Raw genomic sequence first — 22,573 nt, 5'->3', positions numbered from 1 at the left:
TGGGGCGGGCGCGCAGGGGAAACCCGACGGACAGGGCGGGAAGGGCGACGGCCACACGAGGGAGGACGGGCGATGGGTGAGGTGATCATCAGGAGCAGCGCGGTGCGTCGGCCGTCGCTGTCGGCGAGCGTGTCCTACGAAGACGCCGACATGGGGTACAGGACGATCGCGTCGGCCCGCGACTTCGCAGCCGACTTCCTCACCGCCGTGCCGACCGCCGGAGACGATCCGGTGACCCAAGAGCGCGTCGATCTGGCGCGCCTGGTGGTCAGCGAATTGGTGACCAATGCGGTGCGGCACGCGCCAGGTCCCTGCCGGGTGCTTCTCGAATGGTTCGAGGACGCCCTGGACATCTCGGTGGCCGACCGGCTCGACACCGCTCCCGTAGCCCGGTCCCACGATCCCCAGCGCATCGGACAGCACGGTCTCGAGATCGTGGTGGCGGTCTGCGAGAGCGTCACCGTGGAGCCGCAGCTGTCCGGAAAGCGCGTCCGGGCCCGTCTTTCCCTCGCGTGACGGCTCGGTCGGGGTTTCTTCTTCCCGCTGAGCGTTTCCTGACATGCCTCGCGGAAGTGGGGGTAGGCGAAGTCCCCACGGGGGCAACCGTTGCCAACCGACGAGAGAAGGTCATCAGAGTGCCGACTGAGGTGACGACGGAGACGAGGACCGGTGTCGAGACGGGTATGGAGGACCTTCCCGTACTCGAATCGCCCCGCAAGGTCGCCCCGAAGGACGCGCGCGAGCTGTCGAAGCTGTTCTTCGACAAGCTGGCGGAAATGGAGGAAGGCACACACGAGTACCAGTACGCGCGCAACACGCTGATTGAGATGAACATGTCGCTCGTGCGCTACGCGGCAGGCCGGTTCCGGGGAGCCCGCGGCGACGAGATGGAGGACATCGTCCAGGTCGGCACCATCGGTCTCATCAAGGCCATCGACCGGTTCGACCTCTCCCGGGAGGTGGAGTTCACCAGCTTCGCCATTCCCTACATCGTGGGTGAGATCAAGCGCTTCTTCCGGGACACCTCCTGGGCGGTCCATGTACCGCGCCGGTTGCAGGAAGCCCGGCTCGAGCTCGCCAAGGCGACCGAGGAGCTGAGCTCCCGGCTCGGACGCGCACCGAGCGTGGCGGAGCTGGCGACCCTGATGAACCTCTCCGAGGACGAGGTGATCGAGGCGCGGATAGCCTCCAACGGCTACAACTCCGCGTCGCTCGACGCTGCCTTCGGCCCCGACGGCGAAGACGACGCCACGGCGCTCGCCGAGTTCATCGGAGTGGAGGACCCGGCGCTCGAGCTCTTCGAGGACTTCCACACGCTGGCACCGCTGCTCGTCGAACTCGACGACCGCAGCCGCCGGATCCTGCATCTGCGTTTCGTCGAGGAGCTGACGCAGTCGGAGATCGGCAATGAGCTCGGCATCTCCCAGATGCACGTCTCCCGACTGCTCTCCCGCAATCTGGAGCACCTGCGCAAGGGCATGCTCGACCAGTCGTAAGCACGATCGACGCGGACGGGATGCCCTCCGCGGAACGGCCTCACCAACCCCCTTCTGGTGAGGCCGTTCCGTGCAGGCACCGCTCGTCGTCAGCGAACCCGTCACCAACGTCGTGACGTACGCGCCAGGCCCTGCTGCCGTGAACGCGCCCTGCACGGGAGAGCGCTGGAGAATCCGTCCACGACCCACCCCGTCGTCCCGTGCCACCCGAGCCGTCGGGAATGCGGGTTCGGGCAGCACGGCAAGCAGATCGTGCCGACGCTCTACGCCGGGTCGAGACCGGGCCGTGCCGCCCGAAGACGTAAGTGGGGCAGGACGTGCCTTCCAATCGGCCGACCCTCGGCGCCATGCCCGTCACGGCCTGCCACCGCGCTTCGTACGAGCGCTCATTTCGCCTTGTTCGCCCGGCGGCGCGACTTTCGCTTCAGCGACTGCCGCTCGTCCTCGCGCAGGCCGCCCCACACGCCCGTCACCTGGCGGGAGTCGTCCATTGCCCAGCGCAGGCATTCCTCGCGTACGGGGCAGCGCCGGCAGATCTCCTTGGCCTCCTCGGCCTGGATCAGCGCCGGTGCGCCTGTTCCCACAGGGAAGAAGAGGTCGGGGTCGACATCCTGGCAGGCCGCACGTGCACGCCAGCTGTCCAGCATCAGTTCCTCCTTTCACATGCCTTCGTCAGTCCCTCGCACGAATCCGGCACTACGGCCGCGCGAAGAGCTGAGAGGTCTCGGCCGCCCAGACGATCCGCGCGGCCTCCGCTCCCTCGGGCACGGCGACGTACGTCTCGCCCAGCCAGCTCCGCAGGCCCGCGCGGTCGACGTCGACCACGGCGAACGCCCCTGCCGGGCCCAGCCGCATGCGGACGCGTCCTTCCCTGCCACCGCAGCGCAGCGGCCACAGCCGGATGTCGCCCTCGCCGCTCAGGACGCGGGTCCCGGAGCGCAGCAGCTCTCGGGAGAAGGTCCAGTCGACGAGCCTGCCCGGCGGAAGCCGGAAGGTCACGCGTACCGCCCAGGGGTCGTCGGGGTCGTAGTGGAACGTAGCCTCGACGGGCAGACCGATCCCTCCTTGGAGCTGACGGGCGGCGGTGTGCCACGACCGCACCGGGGGCGCTGGGGGTACCGAGGGCGGCTGGGTGGTCTCGTGTCGGCTCGATTCGGACATCGTCACCAGTTCCGTCGGGGAAGTCGCGCCGCTGTCTGCGCGGCGCCGTACCTCCGCTCGTAACCCGGGACAGGGATTTCACGCACTGTTTCTGTGACAGGGGCGCGAAAGGCATGCCTGCGGCCGGAAGCCTCGGGTGCCCCATGCAAGGACGAACTCCCTTGCAAGCGCGGGCTGCTGAGGTTTCACACATCGACACGCATGCAGTCACTGAGCAAGCAAGCAAGCTGCTCGCCGCCGTGCCGCGACGGTCATTTCCGCTGCTGCCGTGAGATCGGGTGAATGTGTTGCCGGGGCCGGGGCAGGCGGAGCTCAGGCGGGGAAGGCACCCCGCTGCGAAGTACACACGGAAGAAGAGGACGGCCGCAATCTGCTGGCAGTCCTTGCCTACCGGAGGAGTTGTTTTCGCGTGACTGAGCACGTGTGGAGCTACAAGTCGACCGCGGGTCATCTGGCCGGTACCGTATTGACCGGCTACAAGGTCGAGGCGATCGACGGCAGCATCGGGAAGGTGGACAAGCACTCCGACGAGGTCGGCGACGCCTATCTGGTCGTGGACACCGGGGTCTGGATCTTCGGCAAGGAGGTCCTCCTTCCGGCCGGAACCGTGGTTCGAATCGACGTGGACGACCGCAAGATCTTCGTCGACCGGACCAAGGAGCAGATCAAGGACGCTCCCCAGTTCCACCGTGACAAGCACCTCGATGACCCCGGCTACCGCCATGAGCTGGACACGTACTACGGACTGGGAGGCCCCTTCGGAGGCCCGCTGATCTGATTCTTCGTGTGAAGAGGGCCCCAGCTCGACGAGTTCGAGTCCTCTTCACATCAGTCGGACCAGGAGGCTTGCCGGGCTGGGCAGTGCCGTGGCTGCGACCACTGCCCAGCCCGGAGTTTCAGGCCGCCTCCGGGGTGGCGTGCTCGTGCTCGCAGGCGTCGTCGACGCCGTACGTCTCCCAGGCAGGGAAGTCGTCCGTGGTGGCAACGGCCTCGCCGTGGCTGAGCAGGCAGGCGTCAAGGGCTGCCCGGAGGGCGTCGGGGCGTAGTCCGGTGCCGATGAAGACGAGTTCCTGGCCCTGGGTGGTGTCGTGGCCGAGGGTGCCCGAGGGCTCGAAGCGGGCCACCGCGCCGGCCTGGGACCACAGGCCGGTCACGCGGGGGCGGCTGGCGAGTCGGAAGAAGCCCTTCGAGCGCAGAACGTGGCCGAAGGTGCCGCTGTCGAGGCCCTTGGTGACGAAGGTCCACAGGCGGCCGGGGTGGAAGGGGCGGTCGGAGCGGAAGACGAGGGACGAGATCCCGTACTCCTCCGTTTCCGGAACGTGGTCTCCGTTGAGCTCCTTGACCCAGCCGGGAGCCTGCTGAGCCCGCTCCAGGTCGAACAGACCGGTGCCCAGGACCTGTTCGAGGGCCACATGCCCGCGTACGGCTGGGACGATCCGGGCCTCGGGGTTGAGGCGCGTGAGGGTGGCGCGCAGTCGTGCGGCTTCGTTCGGCCCCACAAGGTCGAGCTTGTTGAGAACGATGACGTTCGCGAACTCGATCTGGTCCATGAGGAGGTCGCTGACGGTGCGTTCGTCGTCCTCGTACTGGTCGAGGCCGCGCGCGGTGAGCTCGTCGCCGCCGGCGAGCTCCGGCAGGAAGTTCGCCGCGTCGACGACGGTGACCATGGTGTCGAGGCGGGCGAGATCGCCTAGGGTGGCGCCGTCGTCGCGCGGGAAGGAGAACGTGGCGGCGACGGGCATGGGTTCCGAGATACCGCTGGACTCGATGAGCAGGTAGTCGAAGCGTCCCTCGCATGCGAGCCGGTCGACCTCTTCGAGCAGGTCGTCGCGCAGCGTGCAGCAGATACACCCGTTGGTCATCTCGACCAGTCGCTCCTCGGTGCGCGACAGGGCGGCCTCGCCACCGCGGACGAGCGCGGCGTCGATGTTGACCTCACTCATGTCGTTGACGATGACCGCGACGCGCAGCCCTTCGCGGTTGCCGAGGATGTGGTTGAGCAGGGTGGTCTTTCCCGCGCCGAGGAACCCGGAGAGGACCGTGACGGGCAGTCGGTCGTACGTCGTCATGACCTGCTCAGCCCTCGGGGCGCAGCAGGCCGCGCTCGTACGCCTGCACCAGGCGCTGCGGCACCAGGTGCACCGAGCCGTCGACCGTGATCGGGACCAGCTGGGGCGTCGTGGCCTTCCACTGGGCCCTGCGGTGGCGGGTGTTGCTGCGGGACATCTTCCGCTTGGGGACAGCCATGGGCTTCTCCTTGGGTGATTCGGGGGCGATTGCGGCGCCCGTATGAGAATGGATTCCGTTGCTGACTGTGTCTGCGTCCTCAGTGCGACCGGTCCCGTCCAGGACATGGGGGAGGACCGCTTACGGGGAAGGGGCCCCAGCCGGCAACGCTGGAAGGGCGCCGAGTCGCCCGGCGGTGGCCGTCGCGGGGATCGGGATCTCGACATGGAGGGCCCCGTAGCGCCCCGGCCTTCCCACGCCGTCATGCCCGTCGGCCCCGCAGAGGCGTCGTCGGGGTGTCCTCGGCCGCTGCGAGGCTGCTCTACCGAGTCCCGTACGGGAGCAAGGCCATTTCGCGGGCGTTCTTGATCGCCGCGGCGAGCTGTCGCTGCTGCTGGGCGGTGACGCGTGTGACGCGACGGCTGCGGATCTTGCCGCGGTCGGAGACGAACTTCCGCAGCAGATCGGTGTCCTTGTAGTCGATGTAGCCAACCCCTGCTGCGTCCAGCGGGTTGGGGCGGGACTTGAGCGGCTTGAGGGGGTTCTGGCGGCGGGCCATGTGCGTTCCTTGCATGACTTGCGGTCGTCGGTTGTCGGTTGTCGGTCGTCGGGAGGGGGTCGTCGGTCGTCGGGTCGTCGGGTCGTCAGGAGACGGGGTCGAGGAGGGAGTCGAAGGCGGCCGGAAGGGACTTCCATGCCTCGGGTCCCGCCGCGTACTCGGCGTCGGTGAGGAGGCAGGACTCGAGGAGTTGCTCCAAGCCGTGACGGTCGAGGCCGGGGGAGGTGAAGACGAGGTGCTGGCAGCAGTCGCCGTGGTCGGGATGCCAGTCGAGTGAGGCTGCCACGCGGCGCATCGGCGGGACCAGCTCCCAGGCGGCATCCGGCAGGGAGGCCAGCCAGGGGCCGGCGTTCTCCACGCACAGGGCGCCGCCCGCGGCGTCCCAGGCGAGCAGGGTGTCGGGGCGGTCGGCGAGCCAGAACCGGCCGCGGCTGCGGGCGGCGGAACAGCAGAGGTCTTCCAAGGCCTGGTAGAGGCGCTCGGGGTGGAAGGGGCGGCGGCGGTGCCAGACGAAGGTGGTGACTCCCGCTTCCTCCGCCTCCTGGGGGAGAAGGGCACAGGCCGGGTGCTGGGCGGCGGCCGCCGTTTCCACGTCGAATCCGGCGAAGGCCAGCGCCGCCAGCTCGCCGGACGAAGCATCCACCCGTCGAGCGGTCGGGTGGAGCTGGGCCAGCAGGGCGCGGTCCTCGTCGTCGGCTTCCTCGCTGTCGACGAGGGCGAGTACGGGGGCGTACTCAAGCTGCCGCGCCCAGGTGTCACCGACAGTGCGCTGATCGGTGGCGGCTGCCGCGAGACCCGCCTCCGCCAGGTCGTCGCCGTTGACGAGGTAGGGCAGGACGAGCGCCGGGTCCACCGCGGTGATCACGCCGGTGAGATCGAGTGCGTCGGCGCCGTGTGCGGCGATGACCTCGGCCATCGCCTTGGGTTCGACCGAGTCCCACAGTTCGACGACGGCCAGCCGGGTCAGACCGCTGCCGGCCAGTCGTTCCAGCTCGGGGACGAGATCTTCGCGCAGTGCGCAGCAGGCGCAGTCGTTGACCAGGGGCGCCTCGCCCCGGGACAGGTCGCCCGATGCGTCGCGCACCAGGCGCTGCACGGTGCCCCGCGCTGCAGTGGACAGGTCGTGATGGAGGGCGACGCTGCCGGGGACGGCATGCAGCAGCCGGTCCACGACTTCCCTGCGGGCGTCGGCGTGGAGCCCGCCGACGATGACGACGGGCAGGGTCACGCCTTGCTCCCGTAGCGGCGCTGGAAGCGCTCGACCCGGCCGGCGGTGTCCAGGACGCGGGCGGTGCCGGTGTAGAAGGGGTGGCTCTGCGAGGAGATCTCGACGTCGATGACGGGGTAGGTGTTTCCGTCCTCCCAGTCCACCGTCTTGTCACTGGTGGCGGTCGAGCGGGTGAGGAAGGCGAAGTCGGCGGCCTTGTCGCGGAAGACGACGGGGCCGTAGGCGGGGTGGATTCCAGGCTTCATGGGGGGTCCTTCAAACAGGGGGCGGAGGGTCAGCGCTCTTCGCGGAAGTCGACGTGCCGGCGTACCACCGGGTCGAACTTGCGCAGCACCATGCGGTCCGGGTCGTTCCGCCGGTTCTTGCGGGTGACGTAGGTGTAGCCGGTGCCCGCGGTGGAGCGGAGCTTGATGATCGGGCGTACTTCGTTGCGTGCCATGCCGCTACTATACGGGAATGGGAATCGTTTTCAATAACGGTTCCGGTTCAGAGAGAGGCAGCAGCACCATGTCCGCCCAATGCCAGCTGACCGGCGCCCGCCCGGGCTTCGGCAACACCATCTCCCACTCGCACCGGCGCACGTCCCGCCGCTTCGACCCCAACATCCAGCGCAAGCGCTACTGGCTGCCGAGCGAGGGGCGCCATGTCCGCCTGACACTGAGCGCGAAGGCGATCAAGACCATCGACAGCATCGGCATCGAGGCCGCGGTGGCAAGGATCCGTGCGCGGGGAGTGAGGGTCTGATGGCCAAGAAGAGCAAGATCGCGCAGAACGAGAAGCGCAAGGCCGTCGTCGCGCGGTACGCCGCGCGGCGCGGCGAGCTGAAGGACGTCCTCCGGCGGCCGTCCTCGACCGAGGCCGAGCGCCGGAGCGCGCTGGAAGAGCTGCGCAGGCAGCCCCGCAATGCCAGCGCCACCCGGGTACGCAACCGGGACAGCGTCGACGGCCGGCCCCGTGGACACCTGCGGAAGTTCGGACTGTCCCGTGTCCGGATGCGCCAGCAGGCGCATGCCGGATTCCTGCCCGGAGTCACCAAGTCCTCCTGGTAGCACCCCCTCGTTCGGCGAGCACGCGAGGGTCCACATCTCCGGCGGGACGTGTGGGGCTCGCGTGCCGCCGGCCCGTATCGACTGCGAAAGGACGCGGCAACAGCTCTTCGCCGTCCCGGATACTGCGAACGTGCTGCGAGTGGTCGGCGACAGCATGATCGACGCGGCGACCCGTGACGGCGGAGCGCGCCGCAGCGACGGGTTTGCGGCCTGGTCGACACCGGTTGCCGGCGCGTACCCCGGCACGGCTGAAGGCTGTGGGGAGGGGGAGCGTGATAGCGGGACCAGAGGTCAGGACCCCTCCGGAACCAGGCCCGCCCTGGCCGCGCTCGCTCAGCTTCGCCTCACCGGAGAGGCAACTGAACGGTCGAGGCAGGGCTTCTATGGCCGAGCGGCAACGGCATCAATGCCGGACGCTCGCAGCTTGCGCGCCAGGAGCTCCATCTCCGGCATCGTGCCCGAGTAGGTTCCCGCCAAGACCTCCCTCAGCAAGGACTTGACTTCCGTCAGACCAATGCCGAGTTCTGACCGCAGAACCCGCATGATCGCAGGGTTCCTCGCCGATGGGTCCACCTGAAGGCGGGCTGCTCCACGCTCGGAGAGCAGTCGACTTCGTAGCTCGGCAGGTAGTTCACCACCACACACGACCATGGCGAACCCGCAGGCTGGGCAACTGCATTCCACGTCCCAGCGCAAGGAGCTGCTCACCAAGGCTTGGACACCCCAGCAGTCCAACTCCGCACCGCAGTCCTGGCATGCAGCTGAGTACCTGATGGACTCGAAGACCGTCTGATTCATACCCACCCCTTCAAGGGGTTGAGGCTAGAGGACAAGCTGAGCGCATGCGATACGAGGAGAAAGCAAAGCTCGCCGCCGCGCGAGCCCTGGTCCCGGTGGCCATCCTTGTCGTCTCACCAGTGCTGCTGGTGGCCGGAGCGCCGGTCCGCCGCCGGTACCTCCGCTACGTCTACCGGGGTGAGGCCCCAACAATCCTGGACAAGGAGCAGGACCGAATCAGTGTCCACTGGTTCGTGGTCACGAGCACTCTTCTCGCATGGCTCTGCCGGCCCACTGAGGCGCTCGCCCGAATCGTCTCGGGCCGAGGTTGAACGGCAAGCTCAGTACCCAACCTGAGGAAGAGCCAGCGCCGTGCCCCTCGACGACAACACGGAGCCTCAATTGACAGGCTCCATGCCTGGTTGCCGGTAGTTTCACGTCCATCCGAACTGAAGCGGAGAGGCCGGTGAAGACGAGCGCCACGACCGTCTGGTTCACGCCCACCTTGCGTACGATCACGGCTCTCCTGGGTGCGGGGTCGTTCGGCATAGGGGGACTCGCGGTCTTCGCGACCGAGAATGGGACCGGCGCGGCTGCGCTGATCGTCTTCGGGGGTGTCTTGATTCTCCTTGCGCTGCTCGGCAGCCGCATCGAGAGCCTTGAGTTCGGAGGGGCAACGCTGAGGATGCGGGCCGCCGCAGCGGAGAGGTTCGCGTTGGCGGAGGAGTCCGAGCATCAGGGTGACAGTGCCACGGCCGGCAAGCTGCGCGCGGAGGCGAGGGCTCTGCTGGACGCTGCGGGGCCTGTCGCCACCGACTACAGCTCGGTACGCGGCTCGATGCGCGCCGGTGCCTCCCGCACCCGGGCCATGGAACAGGTGCTCGCCCGTGCGCGGGACTTGGCTCAGGAGCAGTCCTTCGAGCGGGCCGAGGTCATGCGCTGGCTGCGGGAGGGTACGGACGAGGAGCGCGTCACCGCCCTCGCGATGATGCAGGCCAGCCCGCAGCTGCGGAACTTCGAAGCCACCCTTGCCGCCATCGCGAACTCGAACACCCCCTTCGAGCAGTACCACGCCCTGCGGCTCGCGGTGCACATGGTCGATGCGCTCGACGCGGAGCAGGCCAGAAAGCTTGCCGAAACAGTGGAGGCGCAGCGAGGTATTCGCTTCAGAGCTGACTCGGATCGCCGGAGGCTCGCCAAGGAGATCCTCCGGAAGGCACGCAGGCGCTCCCAAGAGCGGTGACAATCTCCACTGGTCCCACGCGGCCTGACGTCACTTCGATCTCGCCCGGGGCATCAGCGGCGCGTGACCGAGGCGGGTCTGCTTCGTTCTCAGGGCATGAACAACATCATCAAGCGTGCTCTCGTTGCCACGACGCTGGTCGGTGCTGCCGCTGCGGTCGGGGCCGCTCCGGCTGCGGCTGATCCGATCGGCGGCCTCCCCATCGGCGGCGTCTCGAACGCCAGCGTCGACGGCCTTGGCCTCGTCACTGGAGTCGCCGACACGGTCGGCCGCCCCGGCGACGTCCTGAACATGGCCGGTAAGGGGACGGCCATCAACGGCCTCAACGGCTGAGCTCGTCGTTCTGACGCTCGGCCTCGCCTGCCGAGATTGCCGGGGCGGCCAAGCGGCCCCGGCAGCGCGGGCGGGCGGGCGGGCGGGCGGGCGGGCGGGCGGGCAAGAATTGCAGGGACATGGCGATGGGGTGAAGCTGAGATCCACCGCCTGAAGTGGAGCAGCCGGCTATGGGCAATCTGGTCGTTGTCGGGGTGGACGGCTCGTCGACGAGCCTCGCCGCCGTGGGAGCAGCCGCCATGGCAGCTGCTCGGCGCGGTGCGGCTCTGCGTGTGGTCCATGCTGACGTTCCGATCAAACCCAGGCACGTGGTGCCGGACCCGGCCGGCAGGACGCTGGTCCAGGAAGCGGCGGTCCATGCCCTTGACGTGGCTCCTGAGGTAGCGGTCACCAGGGCCGTCGTGACTGGTGATGTGGTGCACGTGCTGGAAGCCGAGTCACAGGCCGCGGACCTGATCGTCGTCGGCTCCAGAGGTATGGGAGGCCTCGTAGGCCTGCTGTTGGGATCCACACCGGTGTCCTTGGCAGCCCGCAGCCGTTGCCCGGTGATGACGGTCCGCCAGAAGCACCGCACATCCACTGACGCAGGGCCTGTCGTACTGGGCGTCGACGGCTCCCCGGACAGCGATGAGGCCGTCGACATCGCCTTTGCCGAAGCCGCGCAGCGCAAGGCCGATCTCGTGGCAGTTCATGCATGGCCGCCGGACAAAGCATCGCCCGACACGGCCCCCGAGTCTGCCGAGCAGGTGCTGGCCCAGGCGATTGCCGGCCGGGCGGACACCTATCCGGACGTCACCATGAGGCGCGACCTGGTTGGCGGCAAGGCGCGTGACGTCCTGCTGGAGGCGAGCAAGGCTGCCCAGCTACTGGTTGTCGGCGCCCGCGGGCACAGCGGCATCGCCGGACTGCTTCTGGGCTCGGTCAGCCAGGCCGTGATGACCCACGCACACTGCCCCGTCGTCACCGTCCGCAGGACGACGTGAGCAGCCCAGGAGGGTCTGACTCTCTGCAGCCGCTCCACACGAGCTGCGCCAGCGCATCGCAGGCGACTGAACGGGTGGTGACGTACGACTCGTCCACTGGGTTTCGACGTACGGCGTTCAGTCGAACCGCGCGACCATGCAGGGGCCAAGTGGGTGATGACGCGACAGGGTGATCCGTTACGTCGCCAATGTGCTCGGCACCAACGAACGCGGCGTATCGGCGAACTCTGCGACGAGGCAACCGTCGACTCCACGACTCGGTCGAGAGTGGAGCGGGTCGACGACGCCTCAGGGAGTGGCCAGGGCGGGGGTGTCGAACGGGTCGTAATGGATGCGGTCCGGGGATGTGCCGCCGAGTGTGAGCGTCTCCGTGGCTGACGTGATCATCGGGGCCGGACCGCTGAGGAAGACGTCGTGGTGGTACCACGGTCCGTACTCGGCCAGGACCTGAGGCAGAGAGCCCTGGATCCCGGGCATGTACTCCTCGGAGATCGCGCCCCTGACCGTGAGCCAGTGATGCCGCTGCGCCATGCGCAGCATGTCGTCCATCCCGTACAGCTCGGCACCGGTACGGGCGCCGAGGAACAGATCGACCTGGTGCCGGCCGCCGCGTCGGGCGACCTCTTCGATGAGCGCGCGGATGGGGGCGAGGCCCGTCCCGCCGGCCACACAGAGCAAATCGCTGTGGACGGCGGCGTCCAGCACCATGTCGCCCATCGGCGCGCCCAGATGGACCACGTCGCCCACGGCGGCCCTGTGCACCAGGGCATTGCTGACCGCGCCACCGGGCACGGCCCGTACGTGGAAGGTGAGGGTGCCGTCCTCGCGGGGTGCGTTCGCGGGGGAGTAGAACCGCCACTGCTTGGGATGCCAGGGGGTCTCGATGCTGACGAACTGACCGGCGGCATGCTCGTACGGCATGTGGGGATGCAGGGTGACCTCGGCGAGGCCGTGCCCGCGGGGGGCGAGGTGCACGATGGTGGAGGGCCAGACGGCGGGCCGTGTCTCCGCGTCCTGCTCGGCAGCGCTGATCATGGCGTCGGCGACTGCTCCGTACGCCTTGGTCCAGGCGGCTGCGATGTCCTGGGTCCAGGCGGGACCGGCGTAGCGGGCCAGAGAGGCGAGGAGGCATTCGCCCACGGCGGGGAAGTGCGCCCGAAGCGCCCCGAACTTGCGGTGGTCACGCCCCAGATGGCCGCAGAAGCGGACCAGGTTCTCCGGGTCGTCGACCAGGTCGACGATGCGCAGCAGGGCGCGCAACAGGCGGCCGCGCTGGGTGTCCATCCCCGGCGGGAACATCGGCCGTACCTCGGGGTAGCGGGCGAAGAGGATCGCGTAGAAGTAGACCGTCATGTCTGCGGCAAGCGGCTCGACCACCGAGACGGAGGCGCGTATGAGATCTATCTCGTGGGCCGACAAGGGCGCTTCGGTGACCTCTGGCTCGACGGTGTGCTCGGCCGGGGTGGGTGCCGGATCCTCCGGGTGCGGGACCACGGGCGTGTTGCCTTGTCGTCTGATCCGGAACCTCAAGGGATCAGAGCTCCGTCGCCCGGTATTCGAGACGGCCGAACCCGGGCGGAGCGCAGGGTGGCCGCATGGATGGAGCGGTGCCCCCGATATGCCGTAAGGGCGGGGACTTCACTGGCAGACATGGGTCCTCGAGACGGGGCGGGAGCATCGAAGTGGACTAAGCAGTTCCGGACGCTACCTGATCAAGGAGGTACTCAGAAGTAGCCAAGGGACGCGTGAAAGGGCTTACGCCTCGACGTCGTGCCATGCCCAGGTCCCCATGCCGGCTCAACGTCACGGCCGATCGCGATGGCGGTGTGGGTCATGACGCCGCTGACAGTGCAACGCGAGGTGGCATCACGGTCTTCGGGAATCGGGGGCTACAGGCCGCTGCCATGGTGGGCGTACAGGTCCAGCAGGCGCACCCGGGCGGAGAAGAGGCGGTGGGCGAGCATCTGCCCGACGACGTGACCCAGCGCGGAGCCGAAGCTCGGGTCGGCGTCCATCATCATCCGTACCGTCACGGCGTCGAACTCGTCCGCTCGTACCCGCGTCATCGCCTCGGCCCCGAAGTGCCAGCGGTACGGCTCGAACAGCCAAGACCAGCCGAGTAGTTCGCCGGCACTGACGCTGTCGATCACGGCCGGCCGCTTGCCGGGCACGCGGACGTCCAAGGTGACCGTCCCGGTCCGCATGATCCAGAACCGATCGGCGTACCCGTTCTCCTCGAACAGTCGCGTTCCTTCGGGAAGGTCCACCGGGCGGGCATGCTGCAACAGACGGTCGCGGTGGTCTGCAGACAGAGCTGCGGTGAACCGTGGGGGCATACGAGTGCTCATGGGAGGCCTCCTCATCCGTGTCCGTTTCCAGTCTCCCGCTCATGCCGTGTAGGCGCGGAAGGTCCGGATGGTCCTTTCTCGCGGCACTTGGTTGTCGACGCGGGTAGCCGGATGACGCGAGGTACTGCCCCCAGCGGTCACCCAGCCCCCTGTGTGGGGCCGGCGGCAGGGCTTGAAACCGCAGCCACGTGCCGAGGAGGAACATGGTGGGACCGGGGGTGGGGTGCCTTGTGACCTGCGAGAACATGTTGGATGGCCAGCCGCTGCCCGTCCTTCCGGCGTCCCTCGCATGCCGCTACATGCGATCAACGACCGACCAGGCGATCATGGATGTGCCGGCCCGCGCGTGGCCGGGCTCCGCAGCGGCGGTGGTCCGGGCATGACGGGTCCGGGCATGTGCTCTGCGGCTCCCTTGGCGGTGTTGCCTGTGCGTTCAATGAGTGCCCCAGCGGGCGACGGGAAGCCCGTCCGGGCGGACCTCCTGCCGGTTGACAGCGCACAGCCGGGAGTGGACCCGTCCGGGGACCCGCCGCTGCTCAGCGCAAAGCCCTCGATCCCCGTGACCGCTCCCCGGTGCGCGCGCAGGCGGCGGCTGCTGAACAGGCTCGGTACAGGGACGAGCGGGCCGCTGGCTCTCGTCGCCGGCTCGGCACTGCGGACCGCGGCGCCGCCGATCTTCGTCACCGGCTCGGCGGGTGCCGGTAACACGACGCTGGTCGCGACGTGGGCGCGCATGGAAGAGGGGCCCGGACTCGCCGAAGACCGCATCCACATCGCCATGGGCCGCCAGCGACCCACGGCGCCACCCCGAGGAGAACGATCATGGACTATCCGCTGCTGAACGTGTTCTGGACCGTCATGTGGGTGTTCCTGTGGGTGATGTGGTTCATGCTGCTCTTCCGCATCATCGGCGACATCTTCCGGGACGACTCGTTGAGCGGCTGGGGCAAGGCGGGCTGGACGGTGCTCGTCGTCGTCCTTCCGTTCGTCGGCTGCTTCGTCTACCTCATCGCCCGCGGCAAGGGCATGGGCGAACGCGAGCTGAACCGGGCACGCAGGAACGAGCAGGAGTTCCAGGAGTACATACGGGCGGCCGCCGTCGCGGGCGAGGGGACGACCGATCACGCCGCGGCGCTCGGCAAGCTCGCCGACCTCAAGAACCACGGCGACATCACGGCAGAGGAGTACGAGCAGGCCAAGCGGAAGGTGCTCGCCGGCTGACGGGGGGAGAAAGGGTACAAGTCGTGGACGTGGGACCTGTCGAGTACATGGTCGTCGCCTTTCCCGGCAACCGGTTCCGAGGCGAGATCGCGCCGGAGCTGAAGCGCCTCGTGGCGAGCGGCACGATACGGATCCTCGATCTGACCTTCATCAAGAAGGACGCGGACGGCGTCGTCTCCCACGTCGAGCTCGATGCTCTCGACCCCACGGAGGCATCGGTGTTCGACAACATCGAGGGAGGGGATGGTGGCGGACTGTTCAGTCAGGAGGACCTCGACCTGATCGCCGAAGAGCTCGTACCCGACTCGTCGGCGGCCATCATCTTGTGGGAGGACACGTGGGCCGCCGGCATCACCGGCGCCATCCGACGCGCGGGTGGTGAACTCCTCGTCCATGAGCGCATCCCCGCCGAAGCGGTCGAGCGGGCCTACGAAGACGCTGCCTGAGATGCCGTACCAGCATCGGAGCGCGAAGGTGAGAGCCGCGTCGGGTCGCTCGGGTCGCCCCTCGGTGCGTCGAGGACGCCTCGTCGGCGTCGCCGCCGCATGGCCATCGCCTCCGGTACGGGCGAGCGCCGTCTCCGGCTGAGGCTCCCGGCGCTAGGCCGAGAAGGCCCCCGTATGGCGGACCGCGCCCGGCGCGGGTGCCTCCGCGCAGGTGCATGCGTCATCGGGTCCGCCGGGTGCGTCGGGTCTGACGGACGAAGCGGTCACCCACCTGGAACGCCTCGACCGGCTCCAGGCTTGGCCGTGATCGGTGTCGGCGTCTTCGTCGCCTGGTGGGGCAGTCGGCGCGACACCGAAGGGTTCTCCCTGTTCCGTCTCGCGGTCGCCGACGGAGCGGTCCGGGGCCTCGCCTATGTCATGGGGAAGCGCTGTCGAGGAGTTGGGCGCTCGCTGGCGCAAGGCGACCGCATTACTGTCGCGGTGATCGTTTGCTATAGCGTGTCCGCGTCAAATTACCCACCCTTCACGCGCTCACGGGGGACTCCCGCATGACCTATCCGCCGCAGCCGAACCCTGGCCCGTACGGTCAGCCTGGTCCGTACGCACAGCAGCCGCCGCAGGGGTACCCGCCCCAGCCGGGGTACGGGTACCCGCAGCAGCAGACGTACCCGCCCCAGCAGCACATGCAGATGCAGCCGCCGCCGCAACAGCAGCAGTGGACGGCGCCTCCGCAGCCGGCGCCGCCGTCCCGGAGCGGGGGAATAGGCATCATGAAGATCCTCAAGGGCATCGGTGTCGTGATCGTCCTCATCGTCTGCGCGGTGGCCTACTTCGCGAGCCAGGACGATGCCGACCACGCGGAGGCCGGAGACTGCCTCAAGAACACCGGGTCCACGGTCTCTCCTGACCTCCAGGTGGTGGAGTGCGGAGGCGCCGAGGCCACGTACAAGGTGGTCGAGGTGATCCCCGACACCCTGGACACCACCAAGTGCGAGGGCAAGTCGGACGTCGGCTACCTCGAGCAGACCCGTGGTGGGCGGCGCAGCTCGGGCAAGCAGTTCGTGCTCTGCCTCGACGAGCTCAAGAATTGACTTCCGCTCCCCGCCCTCTAGGGCGGGGATTCCTCCCACGGTCGGCTGACGCCTCCTGTCTGCCGCCCTGGAGGCCCGCCATGTCAACCGCGGTTGGTCATGGCTCCCGGGCGTCGCGATGCGCGGTGTCTCAGAACGACTCAGGTGATGTCACGGGCCGTCGGTAGGGTGACCGCCGTGATGGTGGGATCCGAAGAGACCCGGCTGGTTGTGCTGCGAGGCAACAGCGCGTCGGGGAAGTCGTCCGTCGCGGCCGGCCTCCGTGAGAGGTTCGGCCGCGGCCTGGCCCTTGTCGGCCAGGACAACCTCCGCCGCATCGTGCTCCGCGAACGGGACCGGCCCGGCGCCGCGAACATCGGCCTGATCGACCTGACGGCCCGCTACGCCCTTGACGCCGGCTATCACGTGGTGGTCGAAGGCATCCTCTACGCCGACCACTACGGCGACATGCTCGCCCGGCTGCGCGCCGACCATCGCGGCCCGACCCACGGCTACTACTTGGACGTGCCGTTCGAGGAAACCCTTGCCCGGCATGCCACCAAGCCGATCGCCACGGACGTCAACGAGACACAACTGCGCGACTGGTACCGTCCGCGCGATCTACTCCCCGACGGGCTCGAGACCGTCATCAGTGCCGGCAGCGCCCTGCCCGAGACTGTCGACCGCATCATGCTCGACACCGGCCTGGCCCACTTGCCCGCACTGGACCACTGACCGGGAGCCGGCAGCGCGGCCGCCGCACTGGCGATGGTCTTCAAGCTCGTCGAGTCCGCCCGGTCCGCTGGCGGGCCGTGAAGGTACCCCAACTCGTCACCCTCGTCCGCGCTGGAGCCCGCTTCGAGCGCGGACACCTCGTCGAACGCCCGGCGGCCCGCATCGCATGAGGCGCATGCCGGCAGGAGGTGAAATGCGATGGACACGGTGATCTCAGCGGCCGTACCTTCGACCGGTCCCAGCCTTCACACGTCCGAAGAGGTGCATTTGATGACGGTCCAGGTAATCGCGGCCAACTCGCGTCGGCCGCATTGCCCAGCCGTTCTGACCTCCACGGACCGAAGGAACCCTTGTAGTGGATCTGCCACGTAGCTTCACCATCCGCGAGAGCAGCCATCGCATCTGCAACCCGCTCACCAGCGAGAAACTGACCATCCTGGGTCAGGCCATCAGCCCGTCGCCGGGCACCCGCATACTCGACCTCGCCTGCGGCAAGGGCGAGATGCTGTGCACCTGGGCCCGGGACCACGGTGTGGCCGGCACCGGGGTGGACATCAGCACCGTCTTCATCGACGCTGCCCGCGGGAGGGCCGCGGAGCTGGGCGTTGCCGACCGAGTCGGCTTCGTGCACGCGGACGCCTCGGGCCATGTCGTCGACGATCCCGTCGGCATCGCCGCCTGCGTCGGCGCCACCTGGATCGGCTCTGGCGTGGCGGGCACGGTCGAACTCCTGCGGCGCAGTCTCGTTCCCGGCGGAATGATGCTGATCGGCGAACCGTACTGGCGTCGCGAGCCTGAGGTCCAAGCCGCCGTCGAGGGCTGTCACATGGCCCGCGAGGACGACCTGTTCCCGCTGCCGGAACTGCTCGAACAGTTCAGTGCCCTGGGCTGTGATGTCGTCGAAATGGTCCTTGCCGACCAGGACAGCTGGGACCGGTACGTCGCGGCACAGTGGCTCAACATCCGACGCTGGCTCGATGCCAACCCCGACGACGAGCTCGCCGACGAAATGCGTGCGGAGCTCGCTGCGGCACCCGTCCAGCACGCCAGGTACCAGCGCGAATACCTCGGGTGGGGCGTGTTCGTCCTGATGGATCGCTGACACACCACTCCCAGTGAGCCCCGGTGCCACCTGCCGGGGCTCACCCGGGTGGCACCGCACCTCGAACCCAACTGGCCATGGCCGGCGGCAGCGGCTCGCCGATGAAGGGCAACGGCCTCTGCCATGTGGGGGCCGGGGTCAGCCCACGGTGACGTGGGCAAGGGCCCAGGAGGTGTGGTCGAAGGACGTGCGGTTGTTGGCGTCCTCGACCACCAGTCGCAGGACGCGGACGCCGCGCACGTCCAGGTCGACCTGGACCGGGCCGGTGGCCGCCGTGAGCGTGGGGGTCGTCAGCAGCAGGCGGTCGTCGCCGTAGACCTCGGCGCGGGTGGCGCCGGCGGAGCTCTGACGGGCGGAGAAGTCGTCGATGCCGACCAGGGAGGTGAACCGTACGGCGGCACCGCCGAGATGGAAGGCGACGTCGCTGGGGGCGTGGACGCCCAGGCCCTTGGGATACGTCGTACCGCCGAAGGAGATCAGCGGGCCGTCGCCGGCGGCGTTCTTGCCATTGGAGGCGTCGCGCTCCACCGGCCCCCAGCCATTCGTGGCGCTGATCCACGCGAGGTCGGAGAGGTAGGAATCACGCGTGGGGGCAGCGGGCGGGGTCGGGACCGTGCCCGTGGTCGGGTAGCGGACGGGGCCGGCCGGGGTGAGGGCGCTGCCCTCCGCGGTGAGCGTCCACGTGGTCGCGGGGACGGTGCTCGCGGGCGGGGCGACCCGCCAGGAGGCGGTGAGACGGCCACCGGCGGTGAGTGACGCCGCGGTGGTCGGGGAGGTGGAGGTGACGGCCCAGCCGGCAGGGGCGCGCAGAGCGAGCGAGGCCCCGGTCCACGCGCGGGAGGAGCCGTTGTCGAGGGTGGCGGTCACGGTGAACGTCTGGCCGGGGACGGCCAGTCCGGGCAGGGTCAGGCTGGTGCCGAATGGGACGCGCGGATAGTCGTCCTTCCAGGACGAGCGCATGAGCGCCACCAGTTCCGCGGCCTTGGCCGGGTGCTTTTCGACGATGTCGCTGGTCTCGCCGACATCGGTGGTCAAGTCGTACAGCTCCACCTGCCACTGCTCATCAGGGAGGGTGTGGTCCCGCTCGGGGGCGAAGCGCACGGCCTTCCAGTTGTCCCGGCGGACCGCCTCGGCGAGCCAGGTGGCACGCCCGCCGTCCTGCGCGTTGGCCCGGCTGGTGACGCCCCGCTCGTCGCGGAACCAGTACAGGTGTCCGTGGCGCGCCGCGTCCGGGCTGCCGGCGATCAGGGGAGCGGCGGAGAGCCCGTCCACGTCGGTGGGGGAGGGGGCGCCGCCGAGTTCGGCCAGGGTGGGGAGCACGTCCGTCAGCGGCGTGGGACGGTCACTGGTTCCCTGCCGGACCCGCCCGGGACCCCAGGCGATGAGGGGGACACGTACGCCGCCTTCGTAGAGGTTGCGCTTGTATCCGCGCAGCGGGCCGTTCGCGTCGAACAGGTCGGGGTTGACCCCGCCCTCCTCGTGGGGGCCGTTGTCGCTGGTGACGAGGACGATCGTGTCCTGCTCCAGACCGAGCTCCCGGAGCCGGTCGACCACCTTGCCGACGAGCGAGTCGAAGTACGTGACCTGGGCCGCGTGGCCCTTGTTCGCGGCAGTCCAGCTCCGGTCGGCATAGGCACTGGAGTCGGGGATGTCGCTGGGGGCGTGCGGGACGTTCGGGGTGAGCAGCAGGAGGAACGGCTCGGAGGCATGTGCGCCGATGAACTCCAGGGCGCGCTGCTCCAGGAGGTCCGGGGCGTACACCGCCTTCACGCCGCCGGCGTTGGCGGGGATGGGTTCCTTGACGTCGTTGTGCCAGAGATACGCGGGGTAGTACTGGTGGGCGTGGCTGTGGTCGATGTAGCCGTAGAACTCCTCGAAGCCGCGGGCGGCCGGGTGGCTGTCCTGGCCGGCGGCCTCCGGCCCGAAGCCCCACTTGCCGATCAGGGCGGTGCGGTAGCCGCGGGCCCGGAGCACCTCGGCGAAGGTGGTGTCGTCGGCGGTGAGTGAACCCTGGCCGCCTGAGGAGGGGTTGGCGCGCACCGTGGAGTGGCCGGTGTGCAGTCCGGTCAACAACGAGCAGCGGGACGGGGCGCAGACGGCGGCGGTGGAGTAGGCGTCGGTGAAGCGGAGCCCCTCGGCGGCGAGCCGGTCCAGACGGGAGGTGGTGATCAGCTTCTGGCCGTAGGCGCCGAGTGCGCCGTAGCCGAGGTCGTCGGCGAGGACGACGACGAAGTTCGGCGGCCGGGTGCCCGAGCCCTGTGCCGCGTCCGGGACCGTCACCGAGGACGCTGCCTGCGCCGGCCCCGCGGCGGTGGCGGTGACGGAGGCCAGACCGAGGGCGGCGGTCGAACCGGCCAGGAAGGTACGGCGACTGGTCATGGCTGACGGCTCCTCGGGTGCGGCTGCGGCTGCGGGATGTGAGTGCGGGTTGCGGGGGCGGACGCGGGTGCGGGGCGGGCGCTCTGCCGATCATGGGAGGGAGAGCCGCACCAGGACCATGCACACGGCATGAAGAACGTGTGACGGCACATGTCGTGCACGCCGGAACCGGAATTCCGGCCCCGGGGCCGCCTGTTGCGGCGTGCATGACTCTCGGAGTAACGCTCAGCTCGACCGCTCGACAGCTCCCCGTCGACAGCACCGTGCGGCTCGCGCGCGAGGCGCGGGACGCGGGTCTGCACTCCGCGTGGTTCGGCCAGTCCTTCGCGTACGACTCGCCCTCGCTGGCCGCGATCGTCGGGCGCGAGGTGCCGGGCCTGGAGGTGGGGACGGCCGCGATCCCGATCTTCGGCCGCCATCCGCTGCTCGTCTCCAGCCAGGCGCAGACGGCCCAGGCGGCCACCGGCGGCCGGTATCACCTCGGGCTCGCCCTCGGTACCCGGCACCTCACCGAGACCGGATTCGGACTTCCTTACCGGCGGCCCATCGGCCTGCTCAGAGAGTTCCTCACCGCCCTGCGGCCCCTCCTGGAAACGGGCGACGCCGACTTCCACGGAGAGCTGCTGACCGCGAGGACGCCGTACTCGGCGGCGGTGCCAGGAGCCCGGCCGCCGGTGCCGGTACTGGTCGCCGCCATGGGGCCGCAGGCCCTGCGCGTCAGCGGTGAACTCGCCGACGGCATCCTGCCGTTCCTGGCCGGTCCGCGTGCGCTCGCCGAGCACATCGTCCCGGCCGTGACGGCCGCCGCGGAGGCGGCGGGGCGGCCCGAGCCGCGGATCGTGGCGCTCGTGCCCGGCGCGGTCACCTCCGACGCCGAGCGTGTGCGGCAGAACGCGGCCGAGGCACTCGCGCTCTACGAGCGAGTTCCCTCCTACCAGCGCGCCATCGAGCTCTCCGGTCTCGACCGGGCCGCAGACCTGGCCGTGCTCGGCGACGAGGAGACCGTCGCCGCCGAGATACGGCGCTACCGTGAAGCGGGGGCGACCGAAGTGGTGTTCACCGCGACGGACCTGAGCGGCGAAGACGACCGGCGCCGCACCTGGGAACTGCTCGGCGAACTCTCACGAGGCTGAGCCCGGCAGCATCGGATCGTTCCCGCGGCTCGGCGAAGTCGTGGCCGTTGCTGGGCCCGGCCTGATCCGAAGCGCCCCTGCCCTGCGCCGCTCGGCCGTGCGGGGCGGCCCGGGCCGGCGGCCGCGGGCGCAGGACGGCCCACGAGCGGGCGGTCTCGCCCGGTCAGGACTCCAGGACCTCGACGTGGTCGCCGATCGCCACCACCAGGACCCGCGAGCCGGGTTCGGTGGTGTGCCAGCGGTGCCGGACGCCGCCGGACAGCAGCAGCGTGTCCCCGCGTCCCAGGTGGTGGATCCGGCCGTCGGCCTCCACCTCCACGGAGCCGTCCGCCACGTACATCAGTTCGTCGTTGCGGTGCCGGAACTCGCGGTCCGCCTCGTGCTCCCCGGTGAACTCCAGCGCGTGCAGCTGATGACGGCCGCGTACCACCGGTCGGACGCGCGCCTCCCGGTCGAGGCCGCTGTCGTCGCCGGCGCGCACCACATCGACCGTGCGGGTCTCGTCCGAGGCCGCGAGCAGCTGTACCGCCGTGGTGCCGAGGGCGTCCGCGATCCGCTGGAGCGAACGCATGCTGGGGCGCGCCCGGTCGTTCTCGATCTGGCTGAGGAAGGGGGAGGAGAGCCCGCTGCGCTGTGCCATGTCCGCGAGCGTCAGGTCGAGTGCCCGTCGTCGGCGGCGTACGGCAGCGCCCACCCGCGGTGTGTGACGGGCGTGTGTCAGGAACTCCCGTGTCGTACGACTCTTCCCGCCTCTGGTCATGGGCGTGACCGTGCTGCTCATCGGGATCGCGATGATCCGGGTCGCCGCCCGGCTCGTCACCGGCCCGGACGGCACGGGCGAGCCGCCGACGGTGCTCCTCGCCGCGCTCACGGTCGCGGCGACCGTCGCCGCGTACGTACTCCTGCGCGGCGTCTGGCGCCAGACCTCCGTCCTCATCGGGATGGCGGCGGGAACGGTCGTGGCGGTGACGACCGGCCTGGGAGCCTTCACCCCCGCGGGCGGGCCCGGCGTGCCGGAGGCCCCCCCCCCGCCCCGCCGGCGCCCCCCCTGCGGCCGTGTGGGCCCGCGCTCCCCGCCCCAGGG

The 22,573-nt window shown here is 69.5% G+C and carries 28 protein-coding genes and 1 pseudogene; 17 read left to right on the top strand and 12 right to left on the bottom strand.

From position 1 onward, the window contains the following. Positions 1–72 precede the first annotated feature (72 nt). Entirely contained in the window at positions 73–516 is a 444-nt protein-coding gene (locus tag ACFVZW_RS07845; RefSeq protein ID WP_384518267.1) for an ATP-binding protein, read from the top strand. A gap of 167 nt (positions 517–683) precedes the next feature. After that, on the top strand, positions 684–1,496 hold the full coding sequence (locus ACFVZW_RS07840; RefSeq protein ID WP_384518406.1) for an RNA polymerase sigma factor SigF: 813 nt from the start codon (positions 684–686) through the stop codon (positions 1,494–1,496). Positions 1,497–1,882: 386 nt separating this feature from the next. Here the strand turns inward: ACFVZW_RS07840 and ACFVZW_RS07835 are convergent, their stop codons facing one another. Continuing rightward, a complete protein-coding gene (locus ACFVZW_RS07835) occupies positions 1,883–2,140 on the bottom strand; it encodes a WhiB family transcriptional regulator (protein ID WP_384518403.1) in 258 nt (85 codons plus the stop codon). Positions 2,141–2,192: 52 nt separating this feature from the next. Next, the gene (locus tag ACFVZW_RS07830) at positions 2,193–2,657 is read right to left on the bottom strand and encodes an SsgA family sporulation/cell division regulator (protein ID WP_384518265.1); all 465 of its coding nucleotides are present in this window, start codon (positions 2,655–2,657) and stop codon (positions 2,193–2,195) included. 409 nt (positions 2,658–3,066) lie between these two features. Here ACFVZW_RS07830 and ACFVZW_RS07825 point away from each other — a divergent pair, with 409 nt between their 5' ends. Next, positions 3,067–3,435: a PRC-barrel domain-containing protein gene (locus ACFVZW_RS07825; RefSeq protein WP_384518261.1), complete on the top strand. Its 369-nt coding sequence runs from the start codon at positions 3,067–3,069 to the stop codon at positions 3,433–3,435. Between the two features lie 118 nt (positions 3,436–3,553). Here ACFVZW_RS07825 and ACFVZW_RS07820 read toward each other — a convergent pair whose 3' ends face one another. The 6 genes from ACFVZW_RS07820 to rpmG form a co-directional block, all read right to left on the bottom strand. Beyond that, the gene (locus ACFVZW_RS07820; protein WP_384518258.1) at positions 3,554–4,726 is read right to left on the bottom strand and encodes a GTP-binding protein; all 1,173 of its coding nucleotides are present in this window, start codon (positions 4,724–4,726) and stop codon (positions 3,554–3,556) included. Between the two features lie 7 nt (positions 4,727–4,733). Then, the gene (gene rpmF / locus ACFVZW_RS07815) at positions 4,734–4,904 is read right to left on the bottom strand and encodes a 50S ribosomal protein L32 (protein WP_384518255.1); all 171 of its coding nucleotides are present in this window, start codon (positions 4,902–4,904) and stop codon (positions 4,734–4,736) included. 301 nt (positions 4,905–5,205) lie between these two features. Further along, complete coding sequence (gene rpsR, locus ACFVZW_RS07810) at positions 5,206–5,442, bottom strand: 30S ribosomal protein S18 (protein WP_384518252.1); 237 nt, start codon at positions 5,440–5,442, stop codon at positions 5,206–5,208. Positions 5,443–5,527: 85 nt separating this feature from the next. Continuing rightward, entirely contained in the window at positions 5,528–6,670 is a 1,143-nt protein-coding gene (locus ACFVZW_RS07805; RefSeq protein ID WP_384518249.1) for a CobW family GTP-binding protein, read from the bottom strand. Then, positions 6,667–6,915 (bottom strand): type B 50S ribosomal protein L31, encoded by a 249-nt coding sequence (locus ACFVZW_RS07800; protein ID WP_384518246.1) that lies wholly within the window; start codon positions 6,913–6,915, stop codon positions 6,667–6,669. The genes ACFVZW_RS07805 and ACFVZW_RS07800 overlap by 4 nt, the downstream gene beginning before the upstream one ends. A gap of 29 nt (positions 6,916–6,944) precedes the next feature. Further along, on the bottom strand, positions 6,945–7,109 hold the full coding sequence (gene rpmG, locus ACFVZW_RS07795; protein ID WP_007267663.1) for a 50S ribosomal protein L33: 165 nt from the start codon (positions 7,107–7,109) through the stop codon (positions 6,945–6,947). 68 nt (positions 7,110–7,177) lie between these two features. On the opposite strand from rpmG, the gene rpmB reads away from it, so the two are divergent. From rpmB to ACFVZW_RS07765, 6 genes are all read left to right on the top strand, one after another. Continuing rightward, positions 7,178–7,414 carry a 50S ribosomal protein L28 gene (gene rpmB, locus ACFVZW_RS07790; RefSeq protein ID WP_329124854.1) on the top strand — a complete coding sequence of 79 codons (237 nt, stop codon included), beginning with the start codon at positions 7,178–7,180 and terminating at the stop codon, positions 7,412–7,414. Next, positions 7,414–7,719: a 30S ribosomal protein S14 gene (gene rpsN, locus ACFVZW_RS07785; RefSeq protein ID WP_384518242.1), complete on the top strand. Its 306-nt coding sequence runs from the start codon at positions 7,414–7,416 to the stop codon at positions 7,717–7,719. The genes rpmB and rpsN overlap by 1 nt, the downstream gene beginning before the upstream one ends. An 842-nt stretch (positions 7,720–8,561) precedes the next feature. Next, positions 8,562–8,828: a hypothetical protein gene (locus ACFVZW_RS07780; RefSeq protein WP_384518239.1), complete on the top strand. Its 267-nt coding sequence runs from the start codon at positions 8,562–8,564 to the stop codon at positions 8,826–8,828. 134 nt (positions 8,829–8,962) lie between these two features. Beyond that, positions 8,963–9,739 carry a hypothetical protein gene (locus tag ACFVZW_RS07775; RefSeq protein WP_384518237.1) on the top strand — a complete coding sequence of 259 codons (777 nt, stop codon included), beginning with the start codon at positions 8,963–8,965 and terminating at the stop codon, positions 9,737–9,739. 96 nt (positions 9,740–9,835) lie between these two features. Continuing rightward, positions 9,836–10,072 (top strand): hypothetical protein, encoded by a 237-nt coding sequence (locus ACFVZW_RS07770; protein WP_384518235.1) that lies wholly within the window; start codon positions 9,836–9,838, stop codon positions 10,070–10,072. Between the two features lie 170 nt (positions 10,073–10,242). Continuing rightward, on the top strand, positions 10,243–11,055 hold the full coding sequence (locus ACFVZW_RS07765) for a universal stress protein (protein WP_384518232.1): 813 nt from the start codon (positions 10,243–10,245) through the stop codon (positions 11,053–11,055). Between the two features lie 288 nt (positions 11,056–11,343). Here the strand turns inward: ACFVZW_RS07765 and ACFVZW_RS07760 are convergent, their stop codons facing one another. Both ACFVZW_RS07760 and ACFVZW_RS07755 read right to left on the bottom strand, forming a co-directional pair. Continuing rightward, the gene (locus tag ACFVZW_RS07760) at positions 11,344–12,549 is read right to left on the bottom strand and encodes a globin domain-containing protein (RefSeq protein ID WP_384518229.1); all 1,206 of its coding nucleotides are present in this window, start codon (positions 12,547–12,549) and stop codon (positions 11,344–11,346) included. Between the two features lie 395 nt (positions 12,550–12,944). After that, entirely contained in the window at positions 12,945–13,403 is a 459-nt protein-coding gene (locus ACFVZW_RS07755; RefSeq protein ID WP_384518226.1) for a cyclic nucleotide-binding domain-containing protein, read from the bottom strand. Positions 13,404–14,225: 822 nt separating this feature from the next. Between ACFVZW_RS07755 and ACFVZW_RS07750 the strand changes: the two genes are divergently transcribed. The 6 genes and pseudogenes from ACFVZW_RS07750 to ACFVZW_RS07725 all read left to right on the top strand — a co-directional run bounded on the left by ACFVZW_RS07750 (position 14,226) and on the right by ACFVZW_RS07725 (position 17,977). After that, positions 14,226–14,624, top strand: a complete 399-nt coding sequence (locus tag ACFVZW_RS07750; protein ID WP_384518224.1) for a PLDc N-terminal domain-containing protein — start codon at positions 14,226–14,228, stop codon at positions 14,622–14,624. A 23-nt stretch (positions 14,625–14,647) separates the two neighbouring features. Then, positions 14,648–15,070, top strand: coding sequence for a DUF6325 family protein (locus tag ACFVZW_RS07745; RefSeq protein WP_384518221.1), 423 nt, complete (start codon positions 14,648–14,650; stop codon positions 15,068–15,070). A gap of 548 nt (positions 15,071–15,618) precedes the next feature. Next, positions 15,619–16,161 (top strand): hypothetical protein, encoded by a 543-nt coding sequence (locus ACFVZW_RS07740; RefSeq protein ID WP_384518218.1) that lies wholly within the window; start codon positions 15,619–15,621, stop codon positions 16,159–16,161. Positions 16,162–16,341: 180 nt separating this feature from the next. Continuing rightward, positions 16,342–16,875 carry an AAA family ATPase gene (locus tag ACFVZW_RS07735; RefSeq protein WP_384518215.1) on the top strand — a complete coding sequence of 178 codons (534 nt, stop codon included), beginning with the start codon at positions 16,342–16,344 and terminating at the stop codon, positions 16,873–16,875. A 3-nt stretch (positions 16,876–16,878) separates the two neighbouring features. Next, positions 16,879–17,045: pseudogene (locus tag ACFVZW_RS07730) on the top strand (IS256 family transposase); the annotation flags it as partial. A gap of 185 nt (positions 17,046–17,230) precedes the next feature. Then, the gene (locus tag ACFVZW_RS07725; RefSeq protein WP_384518213.1) at positions 17,231–17,977 is read left to right on the top strand and encodes an SAM-dependent methyltransferase; all 747 of its coding nucleotides are present in this window, start codon (positions 17,231–17,233) and stop codon (positions 17,975–17,977) included. 138 nt (positions 17,978–18,115) lie between these two features. Here the strand turns inward: ACFVZW_RS07725 and ACFVZW_RS07720 are convergent, their stop codons facing one another. Next, positions 18,116–20,356, bottom strand: a complete 2,241-nt coding sequence (locus ACFVZW_RS07720) for a sulfatase-like hydrolase/transferase (protein WP_384518210.1) — start codon at positions 20,354–20,356, stop codon at positions 18,116–18,118. A 206-nt stretch (positions 20,357–20,562) separates the two neighbouring features. Between ACFVZW_RS07720 and ACFVZW_RS07715 the strand changes: the two genes are divergently transcribed. After that, positions 20,563–21,489, top strand: a complete 927-nt coding sequence (locus ACFVZW_RS07715) for an LLM class F420-dependent oxidoreductase (RefSeq protein ID WP_384518208.1) — start codon at positions 20,563–20,565, stop codon at positions 21,487–21,489. Positions 21,490–21,652: 163 nt separating this feature from the next. Here ACFVZW_RS07715 and ACFVZW_RS07710 read toward each other — a convergent pair whose 3' ends face one another. Further along, positions 21,653–22,249 (bottom strand): helix-turn-helix domain-containing protein, encoded by a 597-nt coding sequence (locus ACFVZW_RS07710; RefSeq protein ID WP_384518205.1) that lies wholly within the window; start codon positions 22,247–22,249, stop codon positions 21,653–21,655. A gap of 4 nt (positions 22,250–22,253) precedes the next feature. Here ACFVZW_RS07710 and ACFVZW_RS07705 point away from each other — a divergent pair. Continuing rightward, positions 22,254–22,573: solute carrier family 23 protein (locus ACFVZW_RS07705; protein WP_384518202.1), on the top strand; the 320-nt coding region annotated here is incomplete at its 3' end.

The sequence above is a fragment of the Streptomyces sp. NPDC059567 genome (assembly GCF_042735655.1).
GTDB lineage: Bacteria > Actinomycetota > Actinomycetes > Streptomycetales > Streptomycetaceae > Streptomyces.
Note: the sequence above shows the minus strand (reverse complement) of the source record. Positions and strands in the feature narration are given on the sequence as shown.

Bases quoted from the DNA above. Each gene is read 5' to 3' on its own strand.
- ACFVZW_RS07800 (WP_384518246.1), bottom strand. From the start codon at position 6,915: ATGAAGCCTGGAATCCACCCCGCCTACGGCCCCGTCGTCTTCCGCGAC.
- ACFVZW_RS07780 (WP_384518239.1), top strand. From the start codon at position 8,562: ATGCGATACGAGGAGAAAGCAAAGCTCGCCGCCGCGCGAGCCCTGGTC.
- rpsN (WP_384518242.1), top strand. From the start codon at position 7,414: ATGGCCAAGAAGAGCAAGATCGCGCAGAACGAGAAGCGCAAGGCCGTC.
- rpsR (WP_384518252.1), bottom strand. From the start codon at position 5,442: ATGGCCCGCCGCCAGAACCCCCTCAAGCCGCTCAAGTCCCGCCCCAAC.
- ACFVZW_RS07840 (WP_384518406.1), top strand. From the start codon at position 684: ATGGAGGACCTTCCCGTACTCGAATCGCCCCGCAAGGTCGCCCCGAAG.
- ACFVZW_RS07820 (WP_384518258.1), bottom strand. From the start codon at position 4,726: ATGACGACGTACGACCGACTGCCCGTCACGGTCCTCTCCGGGTTCCTC.
- rpmB (WP_329124854.1), top strand. From the start codon at position 7,178: ATGTCCGCCCAATGCCAGCTGACCGGCGCCCGCCCGGGCTTCGGCAAC.
- ACFVZW_RS07765 (WP_384518232.1), top strand. From the start codon at position 10,243: ATGGGCAATCTGGTCGTTGTCGGGGTGGACGGCTCGTCGACGAGCCTC.
- ACFVZW_RS07735 (WP_384518215.1), top strand. From the start codon at position 16,342: ATGGTGGGATCCGAAGAGACCCGGCTGGTTGTGCTGCGAGGCAACAGC.
- rpmG (WP_007267663.1), bottom strand. From the start codon at position 7,109: ATGGCACGCAACGAAGTACGCCCGATCATCAAGCTCCGCTCCACCGCG.
- ACFVZW_RS07715 (WP_384518208.1), top strand. From the start codon at position 20,563: ATGACTCTCGGAGTAACGCTCAGCTCGACCGCTCGACAGCTCCCCGTC.
- ACFVZW_RS07740 (WP_384518218.1), top strand. From the start codon at position 15,619: ATGACCTATCCGCCGCAGCCGAACCCTGGCCCGTACGGTCAGCCTGGT.
- ACFVZW_RS07720 (WP_384518210.1), bottom strand. From the start codon at position 20,356: ATGACCAGTCGCCGTACCTTCCTGGCCGGTTCGACCGCCGCCCTCGGT.
- rpmF (WP_384518255.1), bottom strand. From the start codon at position 4,904: ATGGCTGTCCCCAAGCGGAAGATGTCCCGCAGCAACACCCGCCACCGC.
- ACFVZW_RS07755 (WP_384518226.1), bottom strand. From the start codon at position 13,403: ATGAGCACTCGTATGCCCCCACGGTTCACCGCAGCTCTGTCTGCAGAC.
- ACFVZW_RS07750 (WP_384518224.1), top strand. From the start codon at position 14,226: ATGGACTATCCGCTGCTGAACGTGTTCTGGACCGTCATGTGGGTGTTC.
- ACFVZW_RS07830 (WP_384518265.1), bottom strand. From the start codon at position 2,657: ATGTCCGAATCGAGCCGACACGAGACCACCCAGCCGCCCTCGGTACCC.
- ACFVZW_RS07845 (WP_384518267.1), top strand. From the start codon at position 73: ATGGGTGAGGTGATCATCAGGAGCAGCGCGGTGCGTCGGCCGTCGCTG.
- ACFVZW_RS07770 (WP_384518235.1), top strand. From the start codon at position 9,836: ATGAACAACATCATCAAGCGTGCTCTCGTTGCCACGACGCTGGTCGGT.
- ACFVZW_RS07710 (WP_384518205.1), bottom strand. From the start codon at position 22,249: ATGACCAGAGGCGGGAAGAGTCGTACGACACGGGAGTTCCTGACACAC.